Raw genomic sequence first — 14704 nt, 5'->3', positions numbered from 1 at the left:
GGCCGGGCCGCCCAAAGGGCAGCCCGGCTTTGCAGTGCTAAAGATTACATGCCTTCCTGAAGCTTGCGCGCGGCCAGCACGCCTTCATAGGCCGACAGGTCCACCGGGACGAAGTCCTTGGCATCGCCGGCGGCGACGTTGTAGGCGCATTCCGGATCGGTTTCCCACAGGTCGGCGGTCAGCTGGGTGACCTTGTCCTTCACGTCCTGCGGCAGGGCCGAACGGATGACCATCGGGCCTTCCGGGATCATCTTCGAGCGCCAGATTTCGACAAGGTTGTTCATGTCGACGAGGCCAGCGTCAGCTGCGCGGCGGAAGGCGCCCGAGTTGTAGCCGTCTTCCCAGTTGCCCAGACCATCGGCCCAGGACACGGCGGCGTCGAAGTCGCCGTTGTGCACGCCGACGATGGACTGCTCATGGCCGCCCGACATCTTCACTTCGGCGAAGTAGTCTTCCAGCTTGCCATAGTTGGCGATCAGTTCTGCGCCGGGCACCAGATAGCCCGAGGTGGAGTTCGGGTCGGCAAAAGCAAAGACCTTGCCCTTGGCGTCTTCGATCGACGTGATGCCCGAGTCGGCGCGGGCAAAGCCGATGGAGTAATAGCCGGTGGAGCCGTCAACGTTCTGCTTGGTCAGCTTCAGTTCAACGGCATTCGGGTCGGTCAGGTGAATCTTGGCGAAGGCCGAAGCGCCGAGCCATGCATAGTCCAGCGTACCGCCGAGCAGGCCCTGGATCACGCCGTCATAGTCAGCCGGGGCAAAAAGCTTGACCGGAACACCGACCGCTTCTTCGATCTTGGCGCGGAAGCATTCCTGGTTGGTCAGGCGGTCCTGGGCATTTTCGCCGCCAAGGATGCCGATGTTGAATTCGGTGATTTCCTGCGCATGAACCGCGCCGGAGAGGGTGGTGGTGGCAGCAAGGATGGCAAGCAGGTGCTTCATCGGAACGCTCCGTGTTGAAAGACCCCGAAACCGGGGCCGGTTAGGGAAATCAGGCAAGCATTTCATCGGCATAGGCATCATCGCCCGCCGAACCCAGCCGCTCGATCGAGGTCGAGGTCGCGCCTTCGTTGAAGGACGCATCCGCGCCATAGATGTCGCGTGCAACGCCGGTGGTCAGTTGGTCGGGGGTGCCGTCGAACACCACCCGCCCGTCCCGCATCCCGATCACCCGGTCGCAATAGCGGCGCGCGGTATCCAGGGTGTGCAGATTGGCGATGACCAGGCGGCGATCCTCGTCATGGATGCGGCGCAGGGTGTCCATCACGACCTGCGCATTCATCGGGTCAAGGCTTGCAATTGGTTCATCTGCAAGGATAATTTTCGGATCTTGCATCAGGGCGCGGGCGATGGCCACGCGCTGTTGCTGGCCGCCGGACAGGGCTTCGGCGCGTTTGGGGGCTTGTTCGGCGATTCCCAGACGGTCGAGGATGGCCAGCGCCTTCAGCGTGTCATCATCGGGCCAGAAGCCGAACATTGACGGCAGCATTCCGCGACGGGCCAGCGTGCCATGCAGCACGTTCGACACCACATCTGCACGCGGCACCAGATTGAACTGTTGAAAGATCATCGCGCACTGGCCCTGCCAGGCGCGCTTTTCCTTGCCTGCCAGCGTCAGGATGTTGCGGCCTTCGAACAGCAATTCACCTGATGTTGCGTCGGTCAAGCGGTTCATCATGCGCAGGAAGGTGGATTTGCCCGCGCCGGACCGACCGATGATTCCGATGAAACCCGCCTTGGGAACCGTGAACCTCACATTGTCCACGGCGGATTTTGTGCCGAAAATGCGCGTCACATTGCGGGCTTCTAGCAGCATATCGGCGGTCCCCCTGACCAATCTCCGCAGTGGGGATAGCGGCGATGAATGACGGATTGGCTGCAGATTTATGAAAGTTTTCCGACGAAACCCTGTGCAGCACGCGGTGCAGACGCCGGTGCAGCAAACTGTATGCACGCAGCGGACTGTCTGCTGAGGTGCCGTTAACGCCCCAGCAATGTTTCCAACGGCCGCCTGTTCGTTACGAAACTGTCACAATAACTTTGCATAGTCGTCACGCGGCGGGGCTAGGAACCAAGGCCGAGCGGCACCCAAGGTTGGGGCGCCGTGGTCCCTGATGGAGATGCAGATGACCTTCCTGAAAATCACCCTTTCCTCCGTGGCGCTGCTGGCCGGCACCACCGGCCTCGCCCTGGCGCGCGACAACGTGCAGATCTCGGGTTCCTCGACCGTGCTGCCCTATGCCACCATCGTCGCCGAAGCCTTCGGCGAAAACTTTGAATTCCCGACCCCCGTGGTCGAAGGCGGCGGCTCGGGCGCCGGCCGCAAGAAGCTGTGCGAAGGCGTGGGCGAAACCACCATCGACATCGCCAACTCGTCCAGCCGCATCAGCCAGTCGGACCTCGACCTCTGCGCCGCCAACGGCGTGACCGAGCTGATGGAAGTTCGCATCGGCTATGACGGGATCGTCTTCGCCTCCAAGGTTGATGGCGCTGAATTCGCCTTCACCCCGGCGCATTGGTACAACGCGCTGGCCGCGCAGGTGATGAAGGATGGCGCACTGGTCGCCAACCCGAACAAAGCCTGGAACGAAGTTGATGCCGCGCTGCCCGCGCAGGACATCATGGCCTTCATCCCCGGCACCAAGCACGGCACGCGCGAAGTGTTCGACACCAAGGTGATCATCGCTGGCTGTGAAGAAACCGGTGCGTTTGAGGCCTTCAAGGCCGCTGCTGGCGGCGACGAAGATGCAGCCGAAGAGCAGTGCATGGCGCTGCGCACCGATGGCCTGTCCATCGACATCGACGGCGACTACACCGAAACGCTGGCCCGTCTGGATGCCAACCCGACCGCCGTTGGCGTGTTTGGTCTGAGCTTCTATCAGAACAACACCGACAAACTGCGCGTGGCAACGATGGGCGGCATCGTCCCGTCGACCGAATCCATCGCAACCGGCGAATACCCGGTGTCGCGTCCGCTGTTCTTCTACGTCAAGAAGCAGCACATCGGCGTGATCCCCGGTCTGAAGGAATTCGTCGAATTCTTCGTGTCCGACGATATGGCTGGCCCGGATGGCCCGCTGGCCGCCTATGGCCTGGTGTCCGATCCGGAACTGGCCGCGACTCAGGCTGCCGTGGCAGCCGAAACGCCGATGGGCCCGCTGAACTGATCCAAACCAACCGGGGCGGCGCATCATGCGCCGCCCCAACCCCTTTACTTGCGATGGGCTGACATGTCGGTTTTCCTGACCCTGTGCCTTCTGGCCGTGCTGGCATTTGCCGGTTTCGTGCTGTGCCGTGGCCGCGCGATGGCGCTTGTGGGGGGCGATGCCAAGCGGCTCCATTCGCTTCCGGGGTATTACGGGTGGTTCGGGGCGATCATGGCCGCGCTGCCCGCTGTTCTGTTTCTGGCAATCTGGCAGATTGCCCAGCCGCTGGTGATCGAGACGCGCTTGAGCGGTTTCTTTCCGGCGGAGATGATCGAAGACGATCCCGCCCGCACCCTGCTGTTCGCCGATGTACGCCGCATTGCGGCCGGTCTGGATTCGGCCATCGCATCGGGTGCGCTGTCGGCGGATGAAGTGGCGGCGCTGGACACGACCACGGGTTCCGTGCGCGACACGCTGGCCGCAACCGGTGTGGCACTGGGGGCCGAAGTGCAGCCCGAAACGCTGGTCGCGGCGCAAAGCTATCGTGAACTGGCGGGCTATGGCGCCCTGCTGCGAACCCTTCTGGTGGTGGCGGTGGCAGTTGGCGGCCTGTTCTATGCGATCCGCCTGACCAACCCCGATTTCCGCGCCCGCAATCAGGTGGAACGCGTGATGCTGGCCGTGCTGATGCTGGCCTCCACCATCGCCATCCTGACGACTGTTGGCATCGTCATGTCGATGCTGTCGGAAAGCATCCGCTTCTTCAAATTCTATCCCATCGGCGATTTCTTCTTCGGGCTGACCTGGTCCCCCGCGTTCCGTGGCGGGTCCGAGCTTGGGCTGCTGCCGCTGCTGTGGGGAACGCTTTACATCAGCTTCATCTCGATGCTGGTGGCGGTGCCCATCGGGCTGTTTGCCGCGATCTATCTGGCCGAGTTTGCCAATCCCCGCGTGCGATCCATCGTCAAGCCGCTGATCGAGGTGATCGCCGGTATCCCCACCGTGGTGTTCGGCCTGTTCGCCCTGGTGACCGTGGGGCCCTTGCTGCGTGATTACATCGCGATGCCGCTGGGCCTTGGCAATTCCGGATCATCGGTGATGACGGCGGGGCTGGTGATCGGCATCCTGAACGTTCCCTTCATCTCGTCACTGGCCGATGACATCATCACCGCCGTGCCGCAAAGCCTGCGCGACGGGTCGCTGGGTCTGGGCGCGACGCGGGCCGAGACGATCACCAATGTGGTGCTGCCCGCCGCCCTGCCGGGGATCGTGGGCGCCGTGCTGATGGCCGCCAGCCGCGCCATCGGCGAAACCATGATCGTGACCATGGGCGCGGGGGCGGCGGCCAAGCTGGACCTGAACCCGTTCGAGGCGATGACCACGATCACCGTGAAAATCGTAAGCCAGTTGACCGGGGATACCGAATTCAACTCGCCCGAAACGCTGGTGGCCTTTGCGCTGGGGATTTCGCTGTTCGTCATCACCCTGTGCCTGAACATCTTTGCGCTGTGGATCGTGCGCAAATACCGGGAGCAATACGAATGACCGAAATGTCGGCAGGCGGGCCGGACATCCGGCCGGTGGCAAAGGAAAGCTCTCTTCTGGCGGGCAGCGCACGGACACGCGCGCGCAATGCACGCGAATGGCGGATGAAGGCCTATGGCATCGGCGCCATCGTGATCAGCCTTGCGACGCTGGCCTTCATGTTGCTGACGATCTTCATCGATGGCGTGTCGGCCTTTCGGCAGGCCAAGCTGGAATTCCCAGTCTTTGTCGACGCCGCAGTGGTGGACAAGGCCGGAACCCGTGACGCGGCGGCGATGGCGAAGGTCACGACGATTGGCTACAAGCGGCTGCTGACCGCCAGCTTCATCGCGCATCTGCAAGAGCGCGGGATCGCTGTGACCGATGTGTCGGACAAGGATCTTGAGGCGATGATTTCTGGCGATGCCCCCGCGCGGTTGCGTGACCGGGTGCTGGCCGATCCGTCGCTGGTGGGCCAGACGGTTGATGTGGATGTCTTTGCGACGGGCCGGATCGACGGCTATCTCAAGGGCCGCGTCACCCGCGAAAGCGCCGCGCTCGATAGCAACGTGACGCCCGCACAGCTGGACCTGTCGGATCGGCTGGTCGAGGCGGGGATATTGTCGCTGTCCTTCAACTGGGGCTTCCTGACCGGCCCCGATGCATCCGACCTGCGGCCCGAAGCTTCGGGGCTGGGCGTGGCGATCATCGGGTCGCTTTACATGATGGTGATGGTGGCGCTGTTCACCGTGCCCGTGGGCGTGGCCGCGTCGATCTATCTTGAAGAATTTGCCCCCAAGAACCGGCTGACGGATCTGATCGAGGTGAACATCTCGAACCTCGCGGCCGTGCCGTCGATCGTGTTCGGTATCCTTGGTCTGGCGATTTTCATCAACTTCATGGGCTTGCCGCAATCCTCCAGCCTTGTGGGGGCGCTGGTGATCTCGCTGATGACGCTGCCCACGATCATCATCGCCACGCGGGCGGCAATCCGCGCGGTGCCGCCGTCGATCCGCGATGCGGCGATGGGGATTGGCGCGTCGAAGATGCAGGTGGTGTTCCACCATGTGCTGCCCTTGGCCATGCCGGGCATCATGACGGGCACGATCCTTGGGCTGGCTTCGGCGCTGGGCGAAACCGCGCCGCTCTTGCTGATCGGGATGGTGGCTTTCGTGACGAACTATCCCGCCGGGCCGCTGGAGGGTGGGGTCATGGACCCGGCCACCGCGCTGCCGGTGCAGGTCTATTCCTGGGCGTCGCGGTCTGACCCGGCCTTTATCGAACGGTCTTCGGGCGCGATCATCGTGCTGCTGGTGTTTCTTGTGATCATGAACGTCGCGGCGATCCTGCTGCGCCGCCGTTTTGAACGCCGCTGGTAAGGGGATGCTATGATGGACGACATGCGACTGGTGAAGAGGGACGTGACTCAGCTTCATAGCAAGATCGAAGCAAAGGGCGTGCAGGTTCATTACGGCGAAAAGCACGCGCTGAAAGATGTGGATGTGACCATCCTTGACCGCACGGTCACGGCCTTTATCGGCCCGTCGGGCTGTGGCAAGTCGACCTTTCTGCGCTGCCTGAACCGGATGAATGACACGGTTTCCAGCGCCCGCGTGTCGGGCAAGATCACGCTGGACGGGCAGGATATCTATGATCCGCGCGTCGATCCGGTGCAGCTGCGCGCCAAGGTGGGCATGGTGTTCCAAAAGCCCAACCCGTTTCCGAAGTCGATCTATGACAACGTGGCCTATGGCCCCAAGATCCACGGTCTGGCGCGCGGCAAGGCCGAACTTGACGCCATCGTCGAGGCCAGCCTGAAGAAGGCCGCCCTGTGGAATGAGGTGAAGGATCGCCTTGATGCAACGGGCACCGGGCTTTCGGGCGGGCAACAGCAGCGCCTCTGCATCGCGCGCGCCATCGCCACCAGCCCCGAAGTCCTGTTGATGGACGAACCCTGTTCCGCGCTGGACCCCATCGCCACCGCGCAGGTCGAGGAATTGATCGATGAGCTGCGGTCGCAGTTTTCCGTGGTGATCGTCACCCATTCGATGCAGCAGGCCGCCCGCGTCAGCCAGAAGACCGCCTTCTTCCACCTGGGCAACCTCGTCGAATACGGCGAGACGGGGCAGATCTTCACCACCCCCAAAGACCCCAGAACCGAAGCCTATATCACCGGCCGGATCGGTTGAGGAAAGGACACGAGTGATGAAGGAACCCCATATCCTTTCGGCCTTTGACCGCGATCTTGAGGCGGTTCAGGCCTATGTCCTGCGCATGGGCGGGCTGGTGGAACAGGCGCTGCTGGACGCCGCCGAGGCGCTGGAAACCCGTGACGAGGCGCTGGCCCATAAGGTGCAGCAGGGCGACAAGGCCATCGACGCGCTGGAAGAACAGATCAACGAGGAATGCGCCCGTCTTCTGGCGCTGCGTTCGCCCACCGCGGGCGACCTGCGGACCGTGCTTTCGGTGATGCGGATTGCCGCCGCACTGGAACGCTGCGGCGACTATGCAAAGAACCTGGCAAAGCGGTCGCTCCTTTTGTCGAACATGTCCCCGCTGGGCGGCACCTCTGCCTCGATCCTGCGGATGGCGCGGACGGTGGTCCTGCGGCTGAAAGAATCGCTGGATGCCTATATCGCCCATGACGTGGCGGTGGCGCAGGACGTGCGCACCCGCGACAAGGAAGTGGATCAGATGTACAATTCCATGTTCCGCGAATTGCTGACCCATATGATGGAAGACCCGCGCAATATCAGCGCGGCGATGCACCTGCATTTCATCGCCAAGAACATCGAACGTGTGGGCGATCATGCAACATCCATCGCTGAACAGGTGATCTATCTGGCCACCGGCGCCATGCCCGGCGACGAACGCCCCAAGGCCGAAATGCTCAGCGGTGCCGAGCCGGCAGCAGGCCAATGAAAGTGGAACGCGCAATGGTGCATCAGCCCAAGGTCCTGCTGGTCGAGGATGAATTCGCACAGCGCGAGGTGCTGGCCTATAACCTCGAGGCCGAAGGGTTCGATGTGATCCAGGCCGACAACGGCGAAGACGCGCTGCTTTTGGTGGATGAAGATCACCCCGACATGATCATCCTTGATTGGATGATGCCCAAGGTTTCGGGGATTGAGGTGTGCCGCCGCCTGAAGATGCGCCCGGAAACCCGGTCCATCCCCGTGATCATGCTGTCGGCCCGCGCCGATGAGGTGGATCGCGTGCGCGGGTTGGAAACCGGGGCGGATGACTATGTCATCAAGCCCTATTCGATGGTGGAATTGATGGCGCGCGCACGCGCGCAGATCCGCCGCGTGCGCCCATCCACCATGGGCGTGGTGCTGGAGTTTGAAGATATCCGTCTGGACACGGAAACCCACCGCGTCTTTCGCGGGGAAAAGGTGCTGAAGCTCGGCCCGACCGAATTTCGCCTGCTGACCGCGTTCATGGAAAAGCCCGGTCGTGTCTGGTCGCGCGAACAGTTGCTGGATCGGGTCTGGGGCCGCGACATCTATGTCGATACCCGCACGGTCGACGTGCATGTGGGCCGTTTGCGCAAGGCGCTGTGCGTGCATGGCGATGCCGATCCCGTCCGCACCGTGCGCGGATCGGGTTACGCGCTGGGCTGAAACAGGCGGCGCAGGCGGTCCGTGTCGATGGCGCGGACGGTCTGGCCGGGTGGTTTCACCGTTGCCACATCCTCGCCCGCCACAAGGGCGTTGACCACCGCTTCCTCTACCGCTTCGACCGCGGCAAGGTAAAGCGGATCAAGGAATTCCCCGTTCGCCTCGGCGCGAGTCATTATGGCGGGGGCGTGCTGCGGCATTGGCCCCGGATCGGCCACTGACAACGCAAGGAAGATATCGCCCGAGGAATTGCCCCCTGGCGTGCCGCCCCGCCCGATGCCGATGGCCGCGCGCTTTGCGATCTGGCGCAGCGACAGGCCCGACAGCGGCGCATCCGTGGCCAGCACCACGATGATTGACCCGCTTTCGCGATCTTTCAGCCGGTTTTCGGGGAACGCCTCGCCCACCGGGCGGCCAAGGATACGCAGCCATGGCCGCAAACCGTGATTGGCCTGTACAAGAGCCCCAATTGTGAACGTATGTTCACTAATGGCGACGCGGCGCGATGACGTGCCGGTTCCGCCCTTGAATTCATAGCAGATCATCCCGTTTCCGCCACCGGTCGAGCCTTCCTCAACCGGGCCGCCCTTGGCCGCGCGCAGGGCGGCAAGGGCGTGATCGGGTGTCACATGCAGCGCGTTGATGTCGTTCAACACGCCATCATAGGTTTCCGCCACCACTGGCATCGCCCAGGCGTGATCTTCGCGGAAATAGTGATCATAGGTGTCGATCATCCAGCGTGTCGCGCCATGGTGCACCGCACCCACGCCATGGGTGTTGGTGATGCAGACCGGCCCGATGAAATACCCCGCATCGTCAATCCAATGCGTTCCCGTCATCTCGCCATTGCCGTTCAGCGCGTAATGCCCGGCCCAGACGGGAACAGGGATGCCGCGATCGTCGCGCGGCAGGATGGCGGTGACACCCGTGCGCATCCGTTTCGCCGGATCGGTCAGCGTGCAGAACCCCACACGCAGGCCGGGCACATCGGTGATGGCGTTCAACGGGCCGGGCGTTCCGGGAAAGGGCAGGCCAAGATCGCGCGCGCGGGGTTTGGGCATTGGGGCGGGCCTTTGGTTGACTGTCCCTCCCAGTGATAGGCCCAACCGGCCCTCGGCGAAAACCCCCAACCCGCCACCAAGGTCGTGTTGAGCCGGGGCCGTGATGCGCGCAGGATCATCGGGTGAACAGGTCCGGGAGGGGACTTGCGCGCGATCCTGATCATGTCGGGCTGTGCAGTGCATTGTGGATGCAACGGCACGGGCGGGGCTCTGCCAGCGCCCGTGAGGGACAACAACAGGGAGGACAACATGCTTGATACATCCGCCACCGCCGAGGTGCAGGGTCTGCTGGATACGTTCGGCGCGGCGCTGGAACGCGGCGACATTGCCGCCGCCACCGCCTGTTTTCAGGACGATTGCTATTGGCGTGATCTGGTGACCTTCACCTGGAACCTGCACACCAGCGAAGGCAAGGATCAGATTGCCGCCATGCTGGGCGCGCAACTGGCCAAGACCCAGCCGTCAAACTGGCGCATCGCCGAGGGCGAAACCGCCAGCGAAGATGGCGGCATTGCCACCGCCTGGATCAGTTTTGAAACCGCCGTGGCGCGGGGTTATGGTCTGATCCGGCTGAAGAACGGCCTGATCTGGACGCTGCTCACCACGATGGTGGAGCTGAAGGGGCATGAAGAACACAAGGGCTTTACCCGCCCGCTGGGGGCAAAGCACGGGTCCGACAAGCACCGCCCGACCTGGAAAGAGGAACGTGAGGCCGAGGCGCGCGATCTGGGCTACAAGACCCAACCCTATGTGGTGATCATCGGCGGCGGGCAGGGCGGCATCGCCCTTGGCGCGCGGCTGCGGCAGCTGGGCGTGCCGGCCATCATTCTGGAAAAGAACGAAAAACCGGGCGACAGCTGGCGCAACCGGTACAAATCGCTCTGCCTGCATGACCCGGTCTGGTATGACCACCTGCCCTATATCAAGTTCCCGGAAAACTGGCCCGTCTTTGCGCCGAAAGACAAGATCGGCGACTGGCTTGAGATGTACACCCGCGTGATGGAGCTGAACTACTGGTCCCGCACCACCTGCAAATCCGCCACATATGATGAGACGACGGGGGAATGGACTGTTGTGGTGGACCGCGACGGTCAGGAAGTGGTTCTGAAACCCAAACAGCTTGTCCTTGCCACCGGCATGTCGGCCAAGCCGAACCTGCCCAGCTACAAGGGGATGGAGACGTTCAAGGGTGACCAGCACCATTCGTCAAAACATCCCGGCCCGGATGCCTATAAAGGCAAGCGCGCGGTGGTGATCGGTTCCAACAATTCGGCCCATGATATCTGCGCCGCGCTTTGGGAAAACGATGTCGATGTCACGATGGTGCAGCGATCTTCCACCCATATCGTGCGGTCGGAACCGCTGATGGAATACGGGCTGGGCGGGCTGTATTCGGAACAGGCCGTCCGGTCGGGGATGACGACGGAAAAGGCCGATCTGATCTTTGCCTCGCTGCCCTACAAGATCCTGCACGAATTCCAGATCCCCATCTATGACAAGATCAAAGAGGTGGACGCCGATTTCTACGCCGGGCTGGAAAAGGCCGGGTTCTGGCTGGATTGGGGGGCCGATGGGTCGGGCCTGTTCATGAAGTATCTGCGCCGCGGGTCGGGCTATTACATCGACGTGGGCGCCAGCCAGTTGATCATCGACGGCAAGATCAAGCTGGCGCATGGCAACGTGGCCGAGATCGTCGCCGATGGCGTGGTGCTGGAAGATGGCACCCATCTGCCCGCCGATGTGATCGTCTATGCCACGGGATACGGGTCGATGAACGGCTGGGCGGCAGACCTGATCGGCAAGGATGTGGCGGACAAGGTCGGCAAATGCTGGGGCCTTGGGTCCGACACGCCCAAGGATCCGGGGCCGTGGGTGGGCGAACAGCGCAATATGTGGAAGCCCACGAAACAGGATGCGCTGTGGTTCCACGGCGGCAACCTGCACCAGTCGCGCCACTATTCACAGTTCCTGTCGCTGCAACTCAAGGCGCGGATGGAGGGGCTGGATACCCCCGTCTACGGCATCCCGGAAACCTATCATCTGGGCTAAGGCACAGGCCGCCCCGGTATCAGCCGGGGCGGCGCATCTGCGGGCCGCGCTTTTCGATCTGGCGGAACAGGAACACGATCGCGCCTGCAAGGCACAGATAGACCAGCGCCAACAGCAGAAGCGGTTCATAGACGATGAACGTATCCTGCCGCACCCGGCTGGCCACGGCGTAAATCTCCACCACCGTGATCGTGGCGACCAAGGGCGTCGCCTTCATCTGGAGCACCGTTTCGCCCCCCAGCGTGGGCAGCACGGCGCGAAACGCCTGCGGCAGCCAGATGCGCGACAGGATCTTGTGGCGCGGCATCCCCATGGCCCGCGCCGCCTCTAACTGCCCGCGCGGCACGGATTTGAACGCCCCGCGCATCACCTCGCCCTCATATCCCGCATAGGACAGCGTCAGCGCCAGCAGCGCATAGGGCCAGGCCTGCCGCAGGATGGGCCACAGATCGCTTTGCCGTATCCACGGAAATTGCGGAAACAGCGACCCCAGCCCGTAATACAAAAGCCAGATCTGCAGCAGAAGCGGCGTGCCGCGGATCACCGTGCAGAACACCCGCGCCGGGGTGGCCAGATACCAAGGCCCCGCCGCCTGCGCCAAACCCAGCGGAATGGCCAGAAGCATCCCGAAGAACACCGACAGCACCAAAAGCCAGATCGTGCGCCAGATGCCCTCGGCCATCAGGGGCGCATATTTCGGCAGCCAGTCCCAGCGCATTGTGGTGGCGCACCAGGCCACAATCACCAGCCCGAGGATGAAAAGGAAAATCCGATGGGGTTGCAGCCAGTCGCGCATCGCGGTCAGCCCCCCGAATTGCGCGGTTCGCCGCGCCGTGCCCAGGCCTCGATCCGGGCAAAGATCCACCCCGACAGCAGGGTGATGATCAGATAGATCACCCCGGCGGCGAGGAAAAAGGTGAAGAAGGCCTTGGTCGATGACGCCGCCTGACGGGTGGCAAAGGTCAGTTCGCCAAAGCCTACCACAGCCAGCAGCGCGGTATCCTTGGTGGCGATCAGCCACAGGTTGGCAAGCCCGGGCATTGCCAGCCCCAGCATGGCCGGAAAGATCACCCGCCGCGCCATCAACAGGGGCGGCATCCCCATGGCCTTTGCCGCCTCGACCTGCCCCTGCGGCACGGCCAACAGCGCGCCGCGCAGCACCTCGGTCGCATAGGCGCCTTGCACCACGCCCAGCACGGCGATCCCGGCCAGCACACCAGAGATTTGAATCCGTTCATGGCCAAAGGCGATCAGGATCTGGTTCACCAGATCGGTGACGCCGAAATACAGGATCAGGATCAGGATCAGTTCCGGCACCGCGCGAACCACGGTCGTATACATCGCCAACAGGTCGCGCGTGATCGGGCCGCCATGGATTTTCCCCCATGCGCCAAGCCCGCCCAGAACCAGACCCATGGAAAACGCCCCGACCGCGATCAGCAGCGAATTCCACAGCCCGGCCAGCAAGGTGGCCCCCCATCCGGGGGGCGAGAGGGCCAAAAGGTCCAGCGGGCCCATGACCCCCTCTCCCTGCCGTCAGCTCTTAGTTGCCGTAGATGCTGGATGCGAAATAGCCCGCATTCACCTTGTCATAGGTGCCATCGGCCAGAACCGCTGCGATGCCCTTGTTGAAGGCGGCTTTCAGGTCATCCTCGCCCTTGCGCAGGCCGACGCCCACGCCAAGGCCCAGAATCGCCGGATCGTCGGCCACGGTGCCCTTCACTTCACAGCAGGCCTGCCCTTCCGGGGTAGCAAGGAAGGCGTCCAGCGCGATGCTGTCGGCCTGGATCGCATCCACGCGCCCGGCCACCAGATCTTGATTGGCTTCATCCTGCGTCTGATAGGTTTTCACCTCGGCCGCGACGGGGGCGAAGTACTTTTCGACATAGGCCTGATGCACGGTCGACACCTGCACCCCGATGATCTTGCCGGTCAGGCCTTCGGGTGTTGCCGCCATCTCTACGCCCTTGGTGCCGACAACGACGGTGGGCGTGTTGTAGTATTTGTCGGAAAAGTCGATCGTCTGCATCCGCTCTTCGGTGATCGACATCGACGCCATGATCGCATCGATCTGGCCCGCCGTCAGCGCCGGGATGATGCCATCCCATGCCACGGGAACAATCTCGCAGGTCAGTTCGGCCGCGGCGCAGATGGCACCGATCATCTCCACCTCCCAGCCGACCCAGGCGCCGCTGGCATCCTGGCTGGCAAAGGGGGGATAGGCCTCGGCGGCGATGCCCACTTTCACGGCGGTCTGCGCTTGGGCCACACCGGCCATCAGGCCAAAGGACAGGGCAAGCGCGGCGGTCATTGTTCTTTTCATCGGTCAGACTCCCAGTTTTGGTTTCTTGTCCCCTTCAGCCCACGGACCGAAGGAATTGTTGCAGGCGCGGCGATTGCGGCGCACCGAAAAGCTGTTCGGGCGGGCCCTGTTCCTCCACCAGCCCATCGGCCAGAAAGACGACATGGCTCGCCACTTCGCGCGCGAATTTCATCTCATGCGTGACAAGGATCATCGTCCGCCCTTCGGCGGCCAGCGCCCGGATCACGGCCAGCACTTCGCCCACCAGTTCGGGGTCCAGCGCCGAGGTCGGTTCGTCAAACAGCATGGCCTTGGGTTCCATGCACAACGCCCGCGCGATGGCTGCGCGCTGCTGCTGTCCGCCCGACAGGAACGCCGGGTAGGCCCCGGCCTTTTCCGCCAGCCCCACCCGCGCCAGCAAGGCCATGGCGCGATCCACGGCCTCGGCCTTGGGCACGCCAAGCACATGCACTGGCACCTCGATCAGGTTGTCCAGCACCGTCTTGTGCGTCCATAGGTTAAAGCTTTGGAACACCATCCCAAGGCTGCGGCGGATGCGTTCGATCTGGCGGCGGTCCGCTGCACCGCCCTCAGGCCGCTGCCGCACCTCTTCGCCCGCGATCACGATTTTGCCTTCGCTGGGCGTTTCCAGAAAGTTGATGCAGCGCAGCATGGTCGATTTGCCCGACCCGGACCCGCCGATCACCGCGATCACGTCGCCCTCATGCGCCGTCAGATCGACGCCCTTCAGCACGTGATGCGGGCCAAAGGATTTGTGCAGCCCTTCCACCCGGATCGCTTCGGGCGCGGGATCAGTCCGGTGCTGCGCGGCGGATGCGGCCAAGGAAGCGCTCCTGTACGTTTGTAAAACAAATAAGACGGCGCAGGGATACGTCTGGCAAGCAAAATCGCGCCCTGCACGCATCCTGTGCCGATCATGGGCGCATCGGGTTGAACTCTGCGTGAACTTGGCCGATCTGCGCCGGTTTTCCGGGCTTTCCGG

At 63.1% G+C, this 14704-nt stretch carries 14 protein-coding genes; 7 read left to right on the top strand and 7 right to left on the bottom strand.

Annotated elements, in window-relative coordinates:
- Positions 1 to 44 precede the first annotated feature (44 nt).
- Positions 45 to 941, bottom strand: a complete 897-nt coding sequence (gene phnD, locus RSE12_00745) for a phosphonate ABC transporter substrate-binding protein (GenBank protein WRH62891.1) — start codon at positions 939 to 941, stop codon at positions 45 to 47.
- Positions 942 to 990: 49 nt separating this feature from the next.
- Positions 991 to 1812 (bottom strand): phosphonate ABC transporter ATP-binding protein, encoded by an 822-nt coding sequence (gene phnC / locus RSE12_00740; GenBank protein ID WRH64708.1) that lies wholly within the window; start codon positions 1810 to 1812, stop codon positions 991 to 993.
- A 313-nt stretch (positions 1813 to 2125) separates the two neighbouring features.
- Here phnC and RSE12_00735 point away from each other — a divergent pair, with 313 nt between their 5' ends.
- The 6 genes from RSE12_00735 (at position 2126) to phoB (ending at position 8292) form a co-directional block, all read left to right on the top strand.
- The gene (locus tag RSE12_00735; GenBank protein ID WRH62890.1) at positions 2126 to 3166 is read left to right on the top strand and encodes a substrate-binding domain-containing protein; all 1041 of its coding nucleotides are present in this window, start codon (positions 2126 to 2128) and stop codon (positions 3164 to 3166) included.
- A 63-nt stretch (positions 3167 to 3229) separates the two neighbouring features.
- Entirely contained in the window at positions 3230 to 4690 is a 1461-nt protein-coding gene (pstC, locus tag RSE12_00730) for a phosphate ABC transporter permease subunit PstC (GenBank protein WRH62889.1), read from the top strand.
- Positions 4687 to 6048, top strand: coding sequence for a phosphate ABC transporter permease PstA (gene pstA / locus RSE12_00725; GenBank protein ID WRH62888.1), 1362 nt, complete (start codon positions 4687 to 4689; stop codon positions 6046 to 6048). The genes pstC and pstA overlap by 4 nt, the downstream gene beginning before the upstream one ends.
- 12 nt (positions 6049 to 6060) lie before the next feature.
- Positions 6061 to 6858, top strand: coding sequence for a phosphate ABC transporter ATP-binding protein PstB (gene pstB, locus RSE12_00720; protein WRH64707.1), 798 nt, complete (start codon positions 6061 to 6063; stop codon positions 6856 to 6858).
- Between the two features lie 13 nt (positions 6859 to 6871).
- Positions 6872 to 7591, top strand: a complete 720-nt coding sequence (phoU, locus tag RSE12_00715) for a phosphate signaling complex protein PhoU (protein ID WRH62887.1) — start codon at positions 6872 to 6874, stop codon at positions 7589 to 7591.
- 14 nt (positions 7592 to 7605) lie between these two features.
- On the top strand, positions 7606 to 8292 hold the full coding sequence (gene phoB, locus RSE12_00710; GenBank protein ID WRH64706.1) for a phosphate regulon transcriptional regulator PhoB: 687 nt from the start codon (positions 7606 to 7608) through the stop codon (positions 8290 to 8292).
- Here the strand turns inward: phoB and RSE12_00705 are convergent.
- The gene (locus tag RSE12_00705; protein ID WRH62886.1) at positions 8277 to 9350 is read right to left on the bottom strand and encodes a P1 family peptidase; all 1074 of its coding nucleotides are present in this window, start codon (positions 9348 to 9350) and stop codon (positions 8277 to 8279) included. The two genes, phoB and RSE12_00705, sit on opposite strands and share 16 nt — an antisense overlap.
- 249 nt (positions 9351 to 9599) lie before the next feature.
- Between RSE12_00705 and RSE12_00700 the strand changes: the two genes are divergently transcribed.
- The gene (locus tag RSE12_00700) at positions 9600 to 11399 is read left to right on the top strand and encodes an NAD(P)/FAD-dependent oxidoreductase (protein ID WRH62885.1); all 1800 of its coding nucleotides are present in this window, start codon (positions 9600 to 9602) and stop codon (positions 11397 to 11399) included.
- Positions 11400 to 11418: 19 nt separating this feature from the next.
- Here the strand turns inward: RSE12_00700 and RSE12_00695 are convergent, their stop codons facing one another.
- The 4 genes from RSE12_00695 to RSE12_00680 are packed head-to-tail and all read right to left on the bottom strand — an operon-like array spanning position 11419 to position 14545.
- Positions 11419 to 12204: an ABC transporter permease gene (locus RSE12_00695; GenBank protein ID WRH64705.1), complete on the bottom strand. Its 786-nt coding sequence runs from the start codon at positions 12202 to 12204 to the stop codon at positions 11419 to 11421.
- Positions 12201 to 12917, bottom strand: coding sequence for an ABC transporter permease subunit (locus RSE12_00690; GenBank protein WRH62884.1), 717 nt, complete (start codon positions 12915 to 12917; stop codon positions 12201 to 12203). Before RSE12_00690 ends, RSE12_00695 begins: the two co-directional genes overlap by 4 nt.
- Before the next feature lie 25 nt (positions 12918 to 12942).
- Positions 12943 to 13722 carry a transporter substrate-binding domain-containing protein gene (locus tag RSE12_00685; protein WRH62883.1) on the bottom strand — a complete coding sequence of 260 codons (780 nt, stop codon included), beginning with the start codon at positions 13720 to 13722 and terminating at the stop codon, positions 12943 to 12945.
- Between the two features lie 34 nt (positions 13723 to 13756).
- The gene (locus RSE12_00680; GenBank protein WRH62882.1) at positions 13757 to 14545 is read right to left on the bottom strand and encodes an ATP-binding cassette domain-containing protein; all 789 of its coding nucleotides are present in this window, start codon (positions 14543 to 14545) and stop codon (positions 13757 to 13759) included.
- Positions 14546 to 14704: the final 159 nt, after the last annotated feature.

The sequence above is a fragment of the Fuscovulum sp. genome (genome assembly GCA_035192965.1).
GTDB lineage: Bacteria > Pseudomonadota > Alphaproteobacteria > Rhodobacterales > Rhodobacteraceae > Paragemmobacter.
Note: the sequence above shows the minus strand (reverse complement) of the source record. Positions and strands in the feature narration are given on the sequence as shown.